Source organism: Rhodomicrobium sp., from assembly GCF_047605405.1.
In the GTDB taxonomy this organism is placed as follows: Bacteria; Pseudomonadota; Alphaproteobacteria; order Rhizobiales; family Rhodomicrobiaceae; genus Rhodomicrobium; species Rhodomicrobium lacus.
Genome location: NZ_JASGFR010000005.1, coordinates 56,838 through 75,274 on the forward strand (window position 1 = coordinate 56,838; position 18,437 = coordinate 75,274).

General features: G+C 62.0%; 17 protein-coding genes. 9 read left to right on the forward strand and 8 right to left on the reverse strand.

Translation table 11 applies throughout. From position 1 onward, the window contains the following. Positions 1-150 precede the first annotated feature (150 nt). From QM659_RS03410 to QM659_RS03440, 7 genes are all read left to right on the forward strand, one after another. Positions 151-1,833, forward strand: a complete 1,683-nt coding sequence (locus tag QM659_RS03410; protein WP_415187371.1) for an ABC transporter ATP-binding protein/permease — start codon at positions 151-153, stop codon at positions 1,831-1,833. A gap of 117 nt (positions 1,834-1,950) precedes the next feature. Continuing rightward, complete coding sequence (locus QM659_RS03415) at positions 1,951-3,213, forward strand: glucoamylase family protein (RefSeq protein ID WP_415187372.1); 1,263 nt, start codon at positions 1,951-1,953, stop codon at positions 3,211-3,213. 42 nt (positions 3,214-3,255) lie between these two features. Beyond that, the gene (locus QM659_RS03420) at positions 3,256-4,575 is read left to right on the forward strand and encodes a glycoside hydrolase family 15 protein (protein WP_415187373.1); all 1,320 of its coding nucleotides are present in this window, start codon (positions 3,256-3,258) and stop codon (positions 4,573-4,575) included. Then, positions 4,572-7,847 (forward strand): GH36-type glycosyl hydrolase domain-containing protein, encoded by a 3,276-nt coding sequence (locus QM659_RS03425; RefSeq protein ID WP_415187374.1) that lies wholly within the window; start codon positions 4,572-4,574, stop codon positions 7,845-7,847. The genes QM659_RS03420 and QM659_RS03425 overlap by 4 nt, the downstream gene beginning before the upstream one ends. 70 nt (positions 7,848-7,917) lie before the next feature. Further along, positions 7,918-8,370 (forward strand): cache domain-containing protein, encoded by a 453-nt coding sequence (locus QM659_RS03430; RefSeq protein ID WP_127079134.1) that lies wholly within the window; start codon positions 7,918-7,920, stop codon positions 8,368-8,370. 761 nt (positions 8,371-9,131) lie between these two features. Beyond that, positions 9,132-9,569 carry a hypothetical protein gene (locus tag QM659_RS03435; RefSeq protein WP_303483417.1) on the forward strand — a complete coding sequence of 146 codons (438 nt, stop codon included), beginning with the start codon at positions 9,132-9,134 and terminating at the stop codon, positions 9,567-9,569. A 194-nt stretch (positions 9,570-9,763) separates the two neighbouring features. Then, positions 9,764-10,024: an anti-sigma factor family protein gene (locus tag QM659_RS03440; protein ID WP_415187375.1), complete on the forward strand. Its 261-nt coding sequence runs from the start codon at positions 9,764-9,766 to the stop codon at positions 10,022-10,024. 58 nt (positions 10,025-10,082) lie between these two features. Here QM659_RS03440 and QM659_RS03445 read toward each other — a convergent pair whose 3' ends face one another. Genes QM659_RS03445 through QM659_RS03465 form a run of 5 tightly spaced genes read right to left on the reverse strand, consistent with a single transcriptional unit; the run spans position 10,083 to position 14,005 of the window. Next, positions 10,083-11,183, reverse strand: coding sequence for a response regulator (locus tag QM659_RS03445; protein WP_127079128.1), 1,101 nt, complete (start codon positions 11,181-11,183; stop codon positions 10,083-10,085). After that, a complete protein-coding gene (locus QM659_RS03450) occupies positions 11,176-11,613 on the reverse strand; it encodes a response regulator (protein ID WP_303483412.1) in 438 nt (145 codons plus the stop codon). Before QM659_RS03450 ends, QM659_RS03445 begins: the two co-directional genes overlap by 8 nt. Then, positions 11,610-13,100 carry a sensor histidine kinase gene (locus QM659_RS03455; RefSeq protein WP_415187376.1) on the reverse strand — a complete coding sequence of 497 codons (1,491 nt, stop codon included), beginning with the start codon at positions 13,098-13,100 and terminating at the stop codon, positions 11,610-11,612. The genes QM659_RS03450 and QM659_RS03455 overlap by 4 nt, the downstream gene beginning before the upstream one ends. A 53-nt stretch (positions 13,101-13,153) precedes the next feature. Then, the gene (locus QM659_RS03460; protein WP_127079124.1) at positions 13,154-13,678 is read right to left on the reverse strand and encodes a sigma-70 family RNA polymerase sigma factor; all 525 of its coding nucleotides are present in this window, start codon (positions 13,676-13,678) and stop codon (positions 13,154-13,156) included. Further along, positions 13,679-14,005 carry a hypothetical protein gene (locus QM659_RS03465; RefSeq protein ID WP_415187377.1) on the reverse strand — a complete coding sequence of 109 codons (327 nt, stop codon included), beginning with the start codon at positions 14,003-14,005 and terminating at the stop codon, positions 13,679-13,681. A gap of 113 nt (positions 14,006-14,118) precedes the next feature. On the opposite strand from QM659_RS03465, the gene QM659_RS03470 reads away from it, so the two are divergent. Further along, the gene (locus QM659_RS03470) at positions 14,119-14,961 is read left to right on the forward strand and encodes a response regulator (protein ID WP_127079120.1); all 843 of its coding nucleotides are present in this window, start codon (positions 14,119-14,121) and stop codon (positions 14,959-14,961) included. A 105-nt stretch (positions 14,962-15,066) separates the two neighbouring features. Beyond that, positions 15,067-15,768, forward strand: a complete 702-nt coding sequence (locus QM659_RS03475) for an alpha/beta fold hydrolase (RefSeq protein WP_415187378.1) — start codon at positions 15,067-15,069, stop codon at positions 15,766-15,768. Between the two features lie 55 nt (positions 15,769-15,823). On the opposite strand, the gene def is transcribed toward QM659_RS03475, so the two are convergent. The 3 genes from def to QM659_RS03490 form a co-directional block, all read right to left on the reverse strand. Further along, the gene (gene def, locus QM659_RS03480) at positions 15,824-16,354 is read right to left on the reverse strand and encodes a peptide deformylase (RefSeq protein WP_303483403.1); all 531 of its coding nucleotides are present in this window, start codon (positions 16,352-16,354) and stop codon (positions 15,824-15,826) included. A gap of 123 nt (positions 16,355-16,477) precedes the next feature. Next, positions 16,478-18,067, reverse strand: a complete 1,590-nt coding sequence (locus QM659_RS03485; protein WP_415187379.1) for a cobyric acid synthase — start codon at positions 18,065-18,067, stop codon at positions 16,478-16,480. Next, positions 18,064-18,408, reverse strand: a complete 345-nt coding sequence (locus QM659_RS03490) for a cysteine-rich small domain-containing protein (protein ID WP_415187380.1) — start codon at positions 18,406-18,408, stop codon at positions 18,064-18,066. Before QM659_RS03490 ends, QM659_RS03485 begins: the two co-directional genes overlap by 4 nt. Positions 18,409-18,437: the final 29 nt, after the last annotated feature.

Sequence of the window (18,437 nt, forward strand, 5' to 3'; positions counted from 1 at the left end):
CGCCAAAGCCGGTCAACCCCCCTTCTTCCGAGCGTGTTAGAAAGTATGTCTTCCGTGAAGCAAAATGAGACGGCGCCTCAGGAAAGTGTATATAGCCAGATACGCTCTCTTTGGAAAATTATAGATGGTCCTAAGGCGCGCAATGGTCTTTTGTTGTTTGGCGGGGGTATAATCGCCGTCATTGCAGCGAATGCGCTCGTTCAGATTCGCCTCAATACGTGGCAAGGAAACATCTACGACGCTATCAACTCCCGCAATCTGTCGATCTTCAGGGATGAGGTCGTCATCTTCCTGGTGATCGTGAGCACGCTGCTGTGTCTGGGCGTCGCGCAGACCTGGCTGCATGAAACGCTAAAGGTGCGATTGCGCAAGGCTGTGACCTTCGACCTCCTGAAGGAATGGCTTTCGCCCCGCCGCGCGTTTCAACTGCCGCTCACGGGCGCGATCAGCGTCAATCCGGACCAGCGCATTCAGGAAGACACGCGTCGGCTTTGCGAACTCACAGTCGATCTCGTCGTGGGATTGATCCAGTCCACCCTCTTGCTTGGCGCCTTCGTCGGCGTGCTTTGGGGATTGTCGGCGCAGGTTGTGTTCGTCTACGAGGGCAAGGCGTTCACCATTCCGGGCTACATGGTCTGGGCCGCCATCGGCTATGCGGCCATCGGCTCGCTTTTCACCTGGCTTGTCGGCCGACCGCTCATCGCCGCGCACACCGATCTGCGCGTCGCCGAGGCGGATTTCCGCATCAATCTCGTCCGCGTGAACGAGTCGGCCGAGGAAATTGCGCTCATGCACGGCGAACAGGCCGAGCGCGAACTTCTGCGCCACCCTGTCGACACCGTGCTCACGATCATGCAGAAGATCGCGAACAGGCTCGCGGCGCTCGGCTGGGTGACGGGCAGTTACGGCTGGCTCGCGCTTCTCGCGCCGTTGCTTCTTGCCGCGCCGGGCTATTTCTCCAACTCGCTTTCGCTGGGCGGCCTGATGATGGTGGTCGGCGCTTTCGGTCAGGTTCAGGCGGCGCTTCGGTGGTATGTCGACCGCTTTCCCACGATCGCTGAATGGCGCGCCATGCTCGCACGCGTTATCGGCTACCGGACAGCGCTGCAAACGCTCGAAGAGAAGAGCAGCAAGACATCGCACATCCGTTACGAGCAAAGCCCCGACGATTCGGTGACGCTCGAAAAGCTCTGTGTCTACGCCCCGAGCGGCCGCGTTTCGTTGAGCGAACCGCTCGTGAGGGTGGCCCCCGGCGAGCGCGTTCTGATCTCTGCCGCTCCGAAGTCGGGCAAGACGACATTCGTGAAGGCGCTCGCAGGCATCTGGGGCTGGGGCAAGGGGACGATCCGTTATCCGGCCGGCCAGCGCGTGGCCTTTGTGCCGGATACGATCTATCTGCCGACCGCAAGCCTGAAGACAGCTCTCGCCTATCCTCGCCCCGCTGAGGAAATCGACGACGAAGAAGCCATCAAGGCGCTTGAGCGCGTGAGGCTCGGGAAGCTCTCTGCGGACCTGAATGTCGAACGGCGCTGGGAAAAGGAGCTTGCACTCGACGAGCAGCGCCGCCTGTTGCTCGCCAACATGCTTCTCTATAAGCCGCAATGGATCATCCAAGACGAATCCATCGTCGAACTCGACGATGAGAGCCGCGATCTCGCGTCATCTATTTTCACGCACGAACTCGCCGACACGGCTCTTATCAGCGTCGGGCGGTTCGATCCCGGGAATGGCTTCTACACGCGGAAGGTCGACTTGTGCACCGCGCCGCCATCGCTGCACATGCCGCTCAGGCTTGAGAATGGCGAGTTGCGTGAAACGCCCGAACACGCCTGAAAACGCGCTATTTTCGCCAGAGCGCCGGCATGGCAGGATTTGTTACCAGACCCGGCTTGGAAGAAGGCCAAAAGTGCGGTTACTTCCGGTTGAGAGACTGCGCAAAGCGAGGTGACTGTGCATAGCGAGCCCTGGACGCCTGACCATATGGACGACGAAGCGTTGCTTGATCTCGTGCAGCGGCAGACCTTCCGTTATTTCTGGGACTATGCGCACCCGAATTGCGGGCTTGCCCGCGATCGCGGCAACCCGGATCGCACCACGGGAAACGATCTGATTTCCATCGGCGGATCAGGCTTCGGCGTGATGGCGATCATCGTCGCGACGGAACGCGGCTGGATCGAGCGCCGCGAGGCCGTTGAGCGGCTCGCCGCGATGCTAGGCTTCCTCGATACCGCCGAACAATATAACGGTGTCTTCCCGCATTACATCGACGGCAATACGGGCCGGGAAATCTCGCTCTGGTCCGACAATGCGGGCGCGGACGTGGTGGAGACGGCCTATCTCGTGCAGGGCCTCCTTTGCGCGCGCCAGTATTTCGCGAACGGTGAACCGGAGGAGCGCGCGCTCGCCGCGAAGATCGACGCCCTGTGGCGCGCGGTGAACTGGCAAGCGCATGTCGAGAACGACGACATCATGCTCTGGCACTGGCTGCCGACGAAGGAGCATCAGGCCTTCCAGCGCATCGAGGGCTGGAATGAGTGCCTCATTACCTATGTGCTCGCCGCGATGTCGCCCACCTACCCCATCGACGCGCGACCTTATCACGAGGGCTGGGCGCGCGGTAAGGTGTTCCGCAACGGCCGCGATTATTACGGCGTCGAACTGCCGCTCGGCCCCGATCTCGGCGGCCCGCTGTTCTTCGCACATTACTCCTTCCTCGGCCTCGACCCGCGGGGCCTTCGCGACCGCTACGCGGACTACTGGCAGCAGAACCACGCGCACACGCTGGTGAATTACAGCTATTGCGTCGCCAACCCGAAAGGCTTCAAAGGCTATGGGCCGAAGGCATGGGGCCTGACCGCGAGCGATGGCGACAAGGGTTACCGCGCCTTCGCGCCGGATCAGGACGAGGGCGTGATCGCGCCCACCGCCGCGCTGTCGAGCCTGCCCTACACGCCCGCGCACTCGCTCGCTGCGCTGCGCCACTTCTATTTCGATCTCGGCCCGCGCCTCTGGGGACGTTTCGGCTTCGCGGATGCCTTTAACGAAACGGTCGGCTGGGTCGCCGAGGATAATCTCGCGATCAATCAGGGACCGATCATCGCGATGATCGAGAATTATCGAAGCGGGCTCTTGTGGCGGCTGTTCATGAGCTGCCCGGAAGTGAAACCGGGGCTTGAGGTTTTGGGCTTCACGGCGGAACCGCTCGTCGCCTGACGGCAGGGGAAGCGCGGCGGTTCGCGAGAAGGAGATGGGACGATGACGGCTTCGGGAACCTCGCTCGAACGCTGGGGCGATGCGCTTGTGCGGCACGCAGCGGCAAAGATCCCGCGGGCGATCTCGGCCACGTCGCTTGTGAAGGAGCGGGCGGGGTTCGGGCAGACGGTGCGGCCCGCGCCGGGTTCGGTTCTCGCGAGCGCGGCCTCGACGCAGCTCGACTATTTCTTTCACTGGTTGCGCGATAGCGCGCTTGTCATCGACGCGACGCGCGTGTTCATCCGGCGCGGCCTCGATGCGGATGCGTGGGTGAGCCGCTACCACGATTTCGTGCGCTTCAGCCTCGGACTCAATGCCATCGACGGCCGCGCGCTCGTGGCGGCGGGCGGTTTCCGCGAACGCGCACAAGCCGATCATCTGAAATACATCCGCCCGGACGAGGAGCTTTCCGCCGTGCATGGTGCCCGCGTGCCGGGCGACGTGCGCTTCAACGCCGACGGCACCATCGACTATTTCGACTGGCACCGCCCGCAGAACGACGGCCCGGCGCTTCGCGCGCTCACCTGTCTGCGCTTCGCCGACGACGGGATCGGAAGCGCTGCGGCTGACGCGCTCATTCGGGGCGACCTCGCCTACACCGCGCGAAACGCGGGCGCGCCCTGCTACGACATCTGGGAAGAAGACTGGGCGCAGCATTACAACACGGTGATCGCGCAGTACGCGGCGCTGCGTCACGGCGCGCGCTGGGCGGAAGAGCGCGGCGAAGCGGCCTTCGCGGCTGAGCTTGCGGCACGGCGCGACGAACTCGCCGACCTGCTGGAGCGCTATTGGGACGAAAGCGGGGGGCTTCTCCGCAGCCGCCTTCCGGGAGGCGAGAAGGCTGACGAGAAGGCGCTCGACTTCTCGCTGATCCTCGGGGTGGTGCATGCCGGTCTGGAAAGCGGTCCGCACAGCGTCGCGGATCCGCGCGTGCGCACGACGTTTCTCTGGCAGCAGGCAATGTTCCGCGACACTTACGCGATCAATGCGGGCCGCTCGTCCGGTATCATGTTCGGCCGCTACAAGGGCGACACCTACATCAGCGGCGGCGCGTGGTATATCAGCACCTTCGCTGCCGCCGAATATCATTACCGGCTGGCCGTCGCGGTGCCGAACGAGAGCGAGGAACACATCGCGAGCGGCGACGCGATCCTCGTCCGCGTGCGCAACTTCATCCCCGCCTCGGGCGATCTCTCCGAACAATTCGACCAGACGACAGGCGAGCCGACGTCCGCCGAAGACCTTACGTGGAGTTATGCAGGTTTCGTCACCGCATGGGCGGCGCGTGACGCTGCGCTTTCACAAGCTGGAGCCCGATCATGACCGCAACCCGAAGCTTCCGCACGCCGCGCGAAGAGGGCCTCGGCCTCGCGCGCATCGCGAACGCGGCGGGCCTTGGCGTCGCCGTACTGCCGAACGGGTGCCTGTTCGCCATCGAACATGAGGACGGTCCGCGCCGCATCCTCGTCAATCAGGTTCTCGGCTCGCCCGTCGGCGGCGGCATCATGCGGATCTTGCTGCGCACAGGCGGCGCCGCGCCGCGCGCGGTGGAGATCGTCGGGCCGGGGGCGCATGTCGCCTTCGGCGCTTACGAAGACCGGTTCGTGTGGGCGGGCGAGACGGACGGTCTCGCGCATCGCGTCACGCTGTGGCTGCATCCCGAGCAGCCCCTCTGGCTCTGGCGCGTGGAGGTGACGAACGCGGGCGGCGGCCAAGTGCCCTGCGATGCGATCCTCGTGCAGGATCTGGGCCTTGGCGCGCGCGGCTTCGTGATGGGCAACGAAGCTTACGCCTCGCAATATATCGACCACACGGTGGAGCGGCATCCGCGTTTCGGCCCGGTCATCATGAGCCGCCAGAACATGACGCAGGATGGCGGTCGTCATCCCTGGGTGGCGCATGGCTGTTTCGATGGCGCTGCGAGCTTCGCGACCGATGCGCTGCAACTGTTTGGCCCGGCCTATCGCGACGCGGCGGCGGTCGATCTGCCGTTCGGCGAAAGTCTGCCCGGCGAGCGACTTCAGTACGAAACGGCTTGCGCCAACGTGCAGTCGAGCGCGGCCGAATTGCAGCCGGGGCAGACGGCGACCTGGACCTTCTTCGCGGTCTACGATGCCGACCATGCCGCGCCGACAAGCTACGCCGACCTTTCGCGCATCGATTCCGCCGAAGGCGCCGCGAGCGAGTTCTTCCCGCGCGAGGTAGCCGTTAGCGTGCCCGTGCGCGACATCCTCCGCGATGCGCGGCCGCTCGCCTGCCGCGAAGATGCCGGGCGCGACGACGAAACGCGAAAGCATGCGGAATGGTGGAGCGGACGGCTCCTCTCCTGGTTCGAAGGCGATTGCGCGGAAAGCCGCCACGTCGTGCTGACGGAAAAAGACCGGCTCGTGAAGCGCCGCCACGGCACGATCCTTCGCAGCGGAGCCAGTCTTCTGCCCGAAGAGACGACACTCGCGGCCACCGCGTGGATGCATGGCGCATTCGCGGCGCAGCTCACCATCGGCAACACCTCGTTTCACAAGCTGTTTTCCGTGTCGCGCGACCCGTACAACATCACGCGGTGGAGCGGCGTTCGCGTGCTGGCCGAGATCGGCGGCGAATGGCGGCTGCTCACGCTGCCCTCGCGCTTCGAGATGGGGCTGGCCGATGCGCGCTGGATCTATGAGCACGATGGCGGCGCGATCGCGGTTCGCGCGGTATCGACCGGCGAAGACGCTGCGCTGCAAATCGAAGTGCTTGTCGAAGGCGCGCCGGTGCGGCTCCTCGTGTTCGGCAATCTGACGCTCGGCGAGTTCGACTATGCGCATGCGGGCCGCGTCGAGATCGACGAAGCCGAAAAGCGCGCGGCTTTCCGGCCCGACCCGGAATCGCTCTGGGGGCAGCAATACCCGGACGCGGTTTATCACCTGACCACCAGCACGCCAGAAGCCGTCGAAGCCATCGGCGGCGACGAGCTTCTTTATAAGGATGGAGCCGCGCGAGGTGGCCCGTTCATTGCCCTGCGAACCAGACCGACCAATGTGCTGCGCCTCGCCGTCACAGGCTCGATGACAGACGCCGCGGATGCGGACCGTCTCGCCGCGAAATACGCGGGCGGCATCGACACCCGCGCCATGCTGGCTTCGGCGGCGGACTTCTGGGCGAGCGTCACACGCGGCGCGCGGCTCCAGTCCGGCGACACCGACATCGCTGCGTTCGACACGCTGCTGCCGTGGCTCGTGCATAATGCGATCATCCACCTCACCGCGCCGCACGGCCTCGAACAATATTCGGGCGCGGCGTGGGGCACGCGCGACGTGTGCCAGGGACCGATGGAATTCCTGCTGGCCTTCCATCACGACGAGACCGCGAAAGAGGTTCTGCGCCGCGTTATCGCGCGCCAGAGCAAGACGGATAGCGACTGGCCGCAATGGTTCATGTTCGACCGCTATGCCTGGATCGCGGGCGTGCCGAGCCATGGCGACGTGATCGTTTGGCCGCTCAAGGCCGTGTGCGATTACATTGAGGCGACGCAGGATTTCGCGTTTCTGTCCGAGCCGGTCGGATGGCGGGAGGCCGAGGCCGCGCCGTCGAGCGTGTCAGACCACCTCGCGGCGGAGCTTGCCGAGATCGAGGCGCGCTTCCTGCCGGGCACGCATCTGCCGCGCTATGGCGAGGGTGACTGGAACGACACCCTGCAACCCGCCGACGCGTCGCTCGCCGAGCGCATGGCGAGCAGTTGGACGGCGGCGCTTCTGTTCCAACAGGTTTCACGATACGCCGTCCTTTCGGCGCGCGCTGGCAATGGCGACGATGCGGCGCGGCTCGCCGCGCTCGCCGGCGCCATCCGCGCGGACTTCAACCGCTGGCTCATCCGCGATGGCGTGGTGGCGGGCTATGCGATCTTCGACGGCGCGGATGCGGAGCCCGAGCTTCTCCTTCATCCGAGCGACAAGAAAACGGGCGTCTCCTATTCGCTCATCCCGATGAATTGCGCGATCTCGGGCGGTCTCTTCACGGCTGAACAGGCGCGCACCCATCTCGGTCTCATCCGCGAGCATCTCAACTTCCCCGACGGCGTGCGCCTGATGGATCGGCCGCTTCCTTATTACGGCGGCGAGGAGCGCATCTTCCGCCGCGCGGAGTCGTCGCCGTTTTTCGGGCGCGAGGTGGGTCAGATGTATGTCCACGCGCATCTGCGCTGGTGCGAGGCGATGGCGCTCATGGGCGACGACGAAGCGTTCTGGTGGGGCCTTCGCGTCGTCAATCCCGTGACCGTGGCGGGAGCAGTCGGCAACGCGGCGCTTCGCCAACGCAATTGTTACGCGAGCAGCAGCGACGCGGCTTTCTCCGACCGTTACGAGGCGAGCGCGGAGTGGGAACGCGTGCGAGCAGGCGACACCGCGGCCGAGGCGGGCTGGCGGATCTACTCCGGCGGACCGGGCCTCTATCTCGATCTCCTGATACGCCACCTTGCGGGCCTTCGTCGCAGTTACGGCGATGAAGTGGCCGCGCCTTTCGCGCCCACACCCGACGAAACCGTCGTTCTCACCTTGAACAGCGATACGCGCGCCGGTCGCAAAGGTTCCCGCGAAAGTGGTAAGTCTATGGTCTAGGTTGAAGCTCCGCCCGCGCTCCTGTCTATAAGAACTGCATCAAACCAGATAATCAAAATGGGAGGAAAAGATGCTTCGTTCTTTCTTGGCAGGCATTTTCGCAACGACGATCGCTTTTACGGGCGGTGCGCTTGCTCAGGCGTCGGGGACTGCCGCCGAAGCCAAGGCGTTGCTCGAAAAGGCGGTGACTGCGGTCAAGGCCGACGAGAAGAAGGCAATCGAAGACTTCAACAATCCGACCGGCGGTTTTCGCGACCGCGACCTTTACGTTTTCTGCGCGGGCGGCGCTGACAACGTCTTCACGGCGCATGCGAATGAGAAGCTGCGCGGCACGAAACTTTCCGATCTCGTCGACAAGAAGGGCAAAAAGCTTGGCGAAGAGCTGATCAAGAATGCGGCGGACGGCAAGTTCGCCGAGGTCGATTATTGGTTCCCGCGTCCTGGCCAGACCGAGCCGGTGGAGAAGGTGACGTTCGTCACCAAGGCGGGCGGCCAGATCTGCGGCGTCGGCTACTACAAGTGATATTCTGCCTTGAGGCCGCACCCCCGCTGGGGTGTTGGCGTGGCATCGAATCGAGACCATTGGAGCGCCGGGGCCTGTCCTCGGCGTTTTTTTGTGCAGAACCCCCTTCTCAACGGCCAGAGGTGGCGCTTCCTGCCGCCATGCTGCAAATCAGACTGCGGCACGACGGCGTGAGGCTTTTTCAGATAAGCCTGCGTTAAAGCGCGCTCATATAGCGACGATCGATCCACGGCATCGGTAAAAGAATTGTGTTTGGTCAGACCAGCATTCCGCGATAAACGTGTGCACATTCAATGCGTTCACTGACCGAAGGGTATACACAAAGCGCTGGCATCGACTTTTGTGCTGGTATACAGTCGACGCGTCAAAACGTCCCTCGCCTTGGGGCGTCACCGACAACAAAACCGAGTTATTTGCGAAACGAAGCTAGCCTCAACGTTATTTTCCAATCACGGTAATGTGCGGAAATTTGCGACCCAACTGCTATGGGTCGGCATATTCTTCACCTGATTTCGCCTGTATCCTCATGTTGTGAGTGAGATTTTTGACTGGAAGTACGTCGAGATCGAAAAGTGGAATGCCGCGCTCAACGCTGCATAGTAAATACCAATTTTTAATATAACCTGAATCTCATGCTCAAACTACTCGATATTTAATAATCGATTGACAGTGATTTGCCGATATACGGGTTGTCTATTTTCTCAACTCGCTTTAGGGGAAATAATACAGCCCCGGCTCGAAATGGAGACTTGGATACCCGCATGTCTGCCGGGAAAGAACAAAACGACGGGATCATTCCCGGACGTACGACCGAGAAAGCAGCAATGAATACGACCGCGCGCGTCAAGCAAGGTGGCCAAGGCCGCGTCAAAGACCCGGCCAGTGACAGGCGTCTAGCACAAAATCGCACGGGTCCTACGGGTCAGGGCCGCGTCAAGGACAGCTCTCAGGATCGCCGACTTGCTCAGAACAGGCCTGGTCCGACCGGTCAAGGCCGCGTCAAGGATCCCGAGCGTGACAGGCGCCTGTCGACCAACCGCGAAGGACCGACCGGCCAGGGCCGCGTCAAAGACCCGAAAAACGATCGGCGCCTGTCCGAAAACCGTGAAGGGCCAACAGGCCAGGGGCGGGTAAAAAATCCGCGGCGCGACAAGCGGCTGCGTGACAACAGGACAAGTTCAGGGAGCGCCACGAACTAGTGGCACCCTAACGTTAACCAAAAGTGAGCCCGGAGGGCTTGCCTTTGCGGCTTTATTGCCTCAAGGTCTGCAGGTTATCGCTATTCTGGGGCTGGCGAGGGAACAGAATTTCGGTCGGCATGTTTGGTTCGTCTGGCTACCGAAATCTAAACCTCGTATGTAACATGCAAATGAGAAAGCAACCGAAGCCTATCTTGGAGCCCGACGATACGTCGTCGGAAGCTTTTCGAGACGATCGGCTTCCCTTGATCGTGTCGGCCTACCTCGACGGAGAGCTTCTGGGAGAAGAGCTCGCCGCGTTTGAGGCCCTTCTCAAGGACAATCCCACGCTCGCTTCGGAAGTCGCGGAAATGCGGCAAATCGAAGAGCAACTCGCGAAGATCGGGACCGACATTCTCGCGGAGCCCGTACCGGAAGCGCTTCTGCAGGCGATTGCGGAGTTCGAAAGGAGCTAGCGCCCGTTGCGGCTTGTGCTCCGACATCGAACGCCGCGCCGTTATCTTGACCACTCCTTCAGGTCAGCACCTTCTCGCTTTCCAGAACACGAATATGCTCGCCGATGGGAAACGTCAGCGTGGCCCTCGTTCCAGGTGACAGTTTTTCGTATCGAAGAGCGCCTTCGAGCTTTTCCGCCATTCCGGCGATGATGCGCTGACCAAGCCCACGCCGGTTTTTTCTTTCCAGCGGATCGTCCTTGGTGCCCACGCCGTCATCCTCAACCACAAGATCGACCTCCGGCCCGCGAACCCGAATGAATACGCGCACCTGGCCGCGCCCGTTCGGATAGGCATGCTTGAGCGCGTTGAGAATGAGTTCGGTGGTCACGATGCCAATCGAGACGGCTGCGTCGGGAGATATCTGGATGGGAGAACCGCTGAAGGAAATGACGCTGTTCGAGCTTTCGCCGCCAGACACATCCTCCAGATCGCGAATGAGGCTCGTCAGATATTCCGAAAGTGTCACCCATCGAACGTCAAACGAGGTGTAAAGGGAGCGGTGAACGCGCGCGACCGCCAGCACGCGGCCGTTCGCCTCCTTCAGCGCTGCTTTCACATCGGCGCTGCCGCTTACATCCCCCTGGAAGTGGAGCAGCGACGCGATAAGTTGCAGGCTGTTGCTGACCCTGTGGTTGACTTCGCGGAGCAGCAACGCGCGTTCCTCCGCCAGCGCCTTGAACTCGTCGCGAGCCGTGCGAACGGCGGCCTCGGCCCGTTCCCGTTCGCGCTTGAGGGCGGTCGTGAACATTGCGTTGGTGATCGCGTTTTCGAGCAGCAGCAGGAAATCGCCGTGGAGGTCTTTCACCACATAATCCGCCGCGCCCGCCTTCAACGCGGCGACTGCGACACGGCTGTCCTGCGTCCCGGTGAGATAGACGACGGGCGGAGCGTTGGAGCGCGATTGAAGCGCGGCGAGGAGGGTCAGGCCGTCCTGTTCGGGGAGGACGTGATCGAGCAGCACGACATCGAATTCGGACGCTGCGTTCTCCTTGAGGCCCGCTGCCGCCGAATAGGCCGAAACAACGGAAAAGCCGTTGCGTTCAAGACGGTTTGAAACCAACCGGCAAAAGCCTTCATCATCGTCGATGATAAGGATTCGCGGATTCTTGTTAGGCATTAAGCGGGTCCGGAACCTTGATGACGGAAAAAAACAGGCCAAGCTGGCGTATGGCTACCGCAAACTGCTCATAATCGACGGGCTTCGTGATGTAGACGTTGCAACCGAGATCGTAGCAGCGCCGTATTTCGAGCTGATCGTCCGTCGTCGTGAGTACGATCACGGGTGCAACGCGAAGGTGGCCGTCGTTCTTGAGATATTCAAGAATGTCGATGCCAGACATATCGGGCAGGTTCAGATCGAGCAGCACGAGGATCGGGTTCATGTCAGCCGGTTCGTTCTCGATACGCCTGAAATATTCGAGCGCCGACGACCCATCTTCGAAATGCGTGATCTCGTTCGTTACGCCGGCGCGCCTGATGTTCCGCTCGATGAGCCGGGCGTGTCCATGATCGTCTTCGATCATGATGATTGTCACAGGCTTGTTCACGCGGCCATCCCTCTATTATGCGCAATGGTGCCGGGAAACGTCACCTTGAAAGTGCTTCCGCTCCCCAGGACGGATTCGACGGCGATAGACCCGCCAAGACGCCGCACCAGTGCGGACACAAATGCCAGACCCATCCCCTCGCCGGGCACATCCTGCGGGCCTGCCCGCCGAAAAAGCTCGAAGATCCGTTGATGATCGCGTGGATCGATACCGCGGCCATTATCGGAAACCGAATATACGACGTCAACACCCCGCAAGTATCCTTCTATCTTTATTTCTCCGTGCCCGTCGTTTTTGAGGAACTTGATGGCATTTTCGATGAGGTTGGAAAAAATCTGCTCCATCGACATCCGATCGCTGAGGATCGGCGGTAAATCGCCAATCGTGATTTGGGCATCCTTCTCCCGAACTTGATGAGCCACGTTGGACACGACCGTTTCAACGAGGGCCTTTGCGTCGATCAATTCGGAGTGAAGCGGGCGGCTTCCCTGACGGGAAATCTTCAGAATGGCGTTGATCAGCCGGTCCATCCTGGCGATCGAGCTCTTGATGAAGCCGAAAGCCTCATCGAAATCCTTGCCGAGTTCGTCCGTGTCCGCCAGCGCGTTCGCCTTCTCCAGCCGTTCGAACAAGTCCTTGCGCAGCGTTTCCAGCTCGGAGGTGAAACCCATGATATTGACGAGCGGCGAGCGAAGGTCGTGGCTCACGATGTAGGCAAAGCGCTGAATTTCGTCGTTAGCGCGCTGCAACGCCGCTGTACGGTGCATGACAATATCTTCGAGGTCGTTGTTCGTTCGTTCAAGCGCGCCGTGAGCTTTCACCAGCGCCGCGTTCGACCTCATCAGGAACCAAATGCTAAGAAAAGAGAAGGCCAGGATGGCGACACCGCCTACGACATCGACGATGATTTTTTTCTCCCGCAGCTCTGCCGCGGTCGTTTCGATGTCCTCGCGCTTCTCCGCAGCCTCATCCTGCAACGCGGTGATGTGTTCTTCGATTTGTTCGGAAAGCTTGATGCCGTAATTGTCCTTGAGACGCGCGAGGGCGGCGTCGCGCCGGTCGCTCGTCGCGTCGGAAACCGTAGCGGCCATCTCGTCGGCCTTGCGGGTCATCAGATCGAGCAGAACTTCCAGGCGGTCCCCTCCCTCCAGGCTTTCCGGCGCGCTCTCGATCAATCTCCTCGTTTGCGGAAGAAGCTGCGAATGCAGCTCGTTGTAAGGCCGAAGATATTGCTCCGTTCCCGTAAGCAGGTAACCGCGCTGACTGCTTTCCACGGTGCGCATTATTCGAGCGGCGCGGCCGAGCTTTGCACTGTAGCGGTTCAGTTCGGCGGCTTTTTGCGCATCGTTTTCAAGGCGATGGGATAGCCAGAAGGAAAAAGCGGCGAGAATGATAAGCACAATGGCCGCCGCGCCCAGAAGCGCTGCTTCGCGGCGGCTTTCGCTGAAAAGCGAAACGATGTCGCGCACACCCTTCATCGCGCCCATGCTCTTTGTCGCGACCGAATGTCGGCCGTCGATGAAAGATACACGATGTGGCTTCATGGTGTCGCGTCAATCGGAAGCGCTTTTTCACCGTTCACGAATTCTTCGAGGCGCTGGCGGGCGCGGCTGAGGCGACTTTTCACGGTCCCCACGGGGCAATTGCAGACGGCCGCCGCCTCCTCATAGGATAATCCCTCCGCCGCGATCAGGATGATTGCCTCGCGCTGCTCGGGGACGAGGCCGCTCAATCCTTTCAAGACGTCCTTGAACTCGATGTATTTTTCCTGCGTCGCGCGGGTTTCCAGATTTGACGGGTCGACGTCGTCGAGCGGAGCGGTCTGATGATATTTCTTGTAACGAATGTCATTGTAGAAGCTGTTGCGAAGGATCGTGAACAGCCATGCGCGCAGGTTCGTGCCTTCCTGAAACTTGTCGAGATTTGACAGGGCCTTGACGAGCGTGTCCTGAACCAGATCGTCCGAATGCTGCGAGCTTTGCGTCAGCGACAATGCGAATGCGCGCAGGTTCGGGATCCACTTGACCAACTCTTGCCGCAGGTTTGCATCGGCGGGATTACCCATTCAGTTGCGCTCCTGCTTTTCGATCTTGTTGATAAGAGCCAGCATTTCGTCGGGAATGGGCTCAGCGAGAAGCTTCTCGTAAAGTTTGACCACACCCGCGGCGAACCGAGCCTCATCATAAGTGGGGTTGATGGGCGTTGTTTGCGCGAGATCGCCGGCCCCGTCGGGAGCCTCTTTTTTTTCTCCGGGACCATCTTTCAAATTCAGAACCAAACCGGCCTCTTCGCTTTTCAGAGGCGACTGCGGGAGAGGAGCGCTCGCTTCGCGCTCGCTCGTATCGTTTTCGTTCATCATGGTTCCTTGTTGTTGAGAGGAGTCACCGGCCACTCTGGACAGGGAGCAAATTTTCACAAATCATCAATGTACCGGAACACCCGCTAAGGGCGTTTGTTGCAGTAAAATCAACTACGCCTGGACAATTATCTCTTGGGGTACGCCATATGTCTGTTTCGCAATCAATTGCTCCGCATCTGCCGTCGCTTCGGCGATTTGCGCGTGCGCTTTCCGGTTCGCAGGAAAGCGGAGATGCCTACGTCGTTGCGCTCCTTGAAGCGCTGGTCGACGATCCGGCCCTGTTTCCTGCGGGGCTTGAACCGAAGATTGCGCTCTACCGCGTCTTCCTGAAGATCTGGAATTCGGTCGGGACCAACGACTTTCCGACCTTCGCCAGCGAGACTTCCGAGGCGATCCATGGGCTGCAAACGCTCACGCCAAAGCCTCGGCAGGCCTTTCTGCTCCTGTCGGTGGAAGGCTTCGACGCCGACGCGATCGCAAAAATCCTCGATATCGACACGGGCGAAGTCGCGCTGCTGATCGCGGCGGCGGATCATGAAATTGCGAGCCAGCTCGATCCGGCCGACATCCTCATCATCGAGGATGAACCGCTCACCGCCGCCCATCTCGAAGAGATCGTTACGGGCATCGGCCACAACGTGACGGGCACGGCGCGTACGCACAGCGCCGCGCTCAAGCTCGCGAAGGAAAACCAGCCGGATCTCATCCTCTCCGATATTCAGCTGGCGGATGGCAGTTCGGGCGTGGAGGCCGTTAACGAAATCCTGGGTTCCCTCGAACTTCCGGTCATTTTCATCACGGGGCATCCGGAGCTTCTGCTGACCGGTGCAAAGCCGGAGCCCACCTTCCTCATCGCGAAGCCGTTCAACGCCGAAACCGTGAAAGCCATCATCGGGCAGGCGCTGTTCTTCCAGGTGCGCTCGCGCGTGAAGGACGGCAACGGCGTGCTCTCCCGGAACGCCTCGGAGTCGGCTGCCGACGCGCGTTGACGAGCGCCTACATGGAGCGCTTACATTAGAATGTGCTGCTCAAGTCGCGTGCATCCCCGGTCGGAAGTCATGGGGGTTGCACGAGGGGAGCCGGAGAGACGCATCATGGAAACCTTGCCAACGCTGTTGATCCCAGGCCTCGGCTGCGACACGCGGCTTTACGGCAGCCAGCTTCCCGTGCTGTTCAGACAGGGAGCGGCCGTCACGGTGGCCAACCACACACGAAGCGACTCCATAGCGGGCCTCGCCGACGATGTGCTGGCAGCCGCTCCGCCGCGGTTCGCGCTTGCCGGGCTTTCGATGGGCGGCTATGTCGCTTTCGAGATCCTGCGGCGCGCTCCCGATCGCGTGGCCAAGCTCGCGCTGCTCGATACAACGGCGCGCCCGGATACCCCGGAGCAGACGGCGCGCCGCAAGCATCAGATCGAGATGGCGCAAACCGGCAAGTTCGGCGATCTGCCGGGGCTGCTGTTCCCTGTCTTCGTGCACGCAAGCCGTCGCAACGATCATGCTCTTCGCGCCATCGTCGAAAGCATGATCCTCGAAGGCGGTTCGGAGGTCTTCGTCCGCCAGCAGACGGCAATCATGGGGCGGCGGGATTCGCGGCCCTATCTCGGCTCGATCCGCTGCCCGACGCTCGTCGTGGTGGGTTATGGCGACGAGTTAACGCCGCCCGCGCTCGCGAAGGAAATCGCCGATGCGATTCCCGGTGCGAAACTCGAAGTCGTGCCGGATTGCGGGCATCTGTCCACGCTGGAACAGCCCGACTTTCTGGCGCACACGCTGGCGGCGTGGCACAGCGCGTAAGCTGATCGAAGCATGGCGCTTCGGGCTTGTCAGTATTTGCAAAACCCGGCGGCGCTTACAGAACCTCGGCCTTGGCGCGCTCGCGTTGCATCTTCTGGAACTTGCGGATGATAAGCGTCCGCTTCAGCCGCGACAGGTGATCGATGAACAGCCGTCCTTCCAGGTGGTCGATCTCGTGTTGCACGAGGGTTGCCTCAAGATCGGCGAAATCGCGTTCCTGCTGCTTGCCGTCGGCGTCGATGTAGCTCACGCGCACAAGCGCGGGACGTTCCACCTCCGCGTACATCTGCGGAATGGACAGACAGCCTTCCTCATGAACGCGCGGAGCGTCGCCGTGAGCGAGAATCTCGGGATTGATGAGAATGAGCGGATTCTTGCCCTTCTCGTCGCCCTTCTGCGCGTCCATCACGATAAGGCGGCGCAGCACGCCGACCTGCACCGCTGCCAGCCCGATGCCCGGCGCGGCGTACATGGTTTCAAGCATGTCGTGTGCGAGCGCTCGCAACTCGTCGTCGACCGTTTCGACGGGTTTCGATTTTTCGCGCAGGATCGCGTCCGGGATCGTGACAATGGATCGTATAGCCATGCTCAGCAGATAAGCGAGGCGCGCGGCGCGGTCAACGGCTTCGTTTGCGGCGGAAATCAGGTTTTGTGGGTGCGCTCAAGGCTTCGCGGCTCGCTCGCCGCCTTGTGAAGGCAACGGGCCGCTTCAAACCGCCAGCGCCAGCAGCGCGTCGAGATCGAGGTTCTTTTCGACGTGATCCGCCAGCGCTTCGAGAGCCGCTTCGGTGCGCGCGTCGAAATCCAGGCCGGATGCCGCCGCGCCGATGCTTTGGAGCCAATGCGCGCGAAACTCGTTCGAGCCGAACAGGCCGTGCACGTAGGCGCCCGCGATGAGACCGTTCGCCGATAGCGCGCCCTCGGGCCGGGTGCCTCCGCGCCCGTCGTCGAGCACGAGCCAGGGACGTTCGAGCCCCGCGCCGGTCGTGCGCCCCATATGCATCTCATAGCCGGTCACCCGGCAGCCCGTCGCGCGGTCCGTGGTGTCGATGTCGATCAGCCGCTTGTCGCCGCCGATTTCCGTCTCGATGTCAAGCAGGCCGAGGCCCGGCGTCTCGCCCGCCGGCCCCTCGATGCCTTGCGGATCGCGCACCACGCGGCCTAACATCTGGAAGCCCGCGCAAAGCCCGATCACGCGACCGCCGCGCCGCGCATGCGCGAGAATGTCGATGTCCCAGCCCTCGCGGCGCAGCACGTCGAGATCGGTGCGCGTCGCCTTCGAGCCGGGGAGTATGACAACATCGGTGTCGGCGGGGATCAGGTTGCCCGGCTGAATCCACTTGAGCGAAACGCCGGGTTCCGCCGCCAGCGGATCGAGGTCGTCGAAATTCGCCACGCGAGACAGGCGCGGCACCGCGACCTTGACGCCGCGACCCTCGCCCTCGGCCGGACGCTCCAGAGCGAGCGAGTCTTCTGCGGGAAGCCGCTCCGCACTGTCGAACCAGCGCAGCACGCCGAGGAAGGGCCACCCCGTGGCTTCGGTGATGGTTTTCACGCCCGGCTCGAACAGCGAGAAATCGCCGCGAAACTTGTTGACGATGTAGCCTTTCACCCGCGCGCGGTCGGCCTCGGACAGAAGCAGATGGCTGCCGACGATGGCCGCCATCGTGCCGCCCCGGTCGATGTCCGACAGGATCACCACCGGCAGGCCGCCCGCTTCGGCGAGGTGCATGTTCGTGATGTCTGAATTGCGAAGATAGACTTCCGCGCCGCTGCCCGCGCCCTCCACGATGACGAGATCGGCCTCGGCGCGGAGCCGGTCGAGACTGTCGATCACGGCGGGCATCATCTTCTGGCGCATGTGATGATAGATCCGCGCCGGGCAATTGCCGAGCACGCGCCCGCGCAGCACCACCTGCGAGCCGATATCCGTCTGCGGCTTCAAGAGCACGGGGTTCATGTGGATCGACGGGGCGGCCTTCGCTGCGCGCGCCTGCATCGCCTGCGCACGGCCGATCTCGCCATAGACGATCTCGCCATCCGGGCCGGGCGGCAGGTCGCTGTCAGCCGCCACGGCGGCGTTGTTCGACATGTTCTGCGCCTTGAACGGACGCACCACGAGGCCGCGCCGCGCATACGCCCGGCACAGCCCCGCGACAACCATGCTCTTGCCGACGTCCGACGCCGTGCCCTGGATCATGATCGAGCGGGCGCGGCGCGGCAGCCCCTCGGGCGCGGGCTGATAGGCGATGCGGGCGATGAGTTCGGCGGCCTGTGCGGGGATCGTGTCGGCGGTCATTCGTCTGTTTCGTTTTCTACCGGCGGCGCTTTCAGCCGGAATTCGCGCGTCTGATCGTGCCCGTCCCAGATCTCCGGTTTCTTCAGCCACTTCTGGATGAAGTTCCAGCTTCCGCGATAGCCATTATGCGGCAGGGTGCAATTCGAGCAATCCTTTCGCCGCATTCCGGTCGCGTCGGTATAGACGATGTACGGGCCAGGGCATTCATAGGCGATAAGCGGGCAATAGCAAAACAGGCAATTGAATTTGCCGCGAACGCCTTTGTGACACGGCAGGAACGGGCACGCCTCGTTGGTGAAGCCCTTGAAGCCTTCGTTTGTCGTAGTGTCTTTCGGTTCCATGCCATGGCCTTTCGGGTGTCACAGGAGCG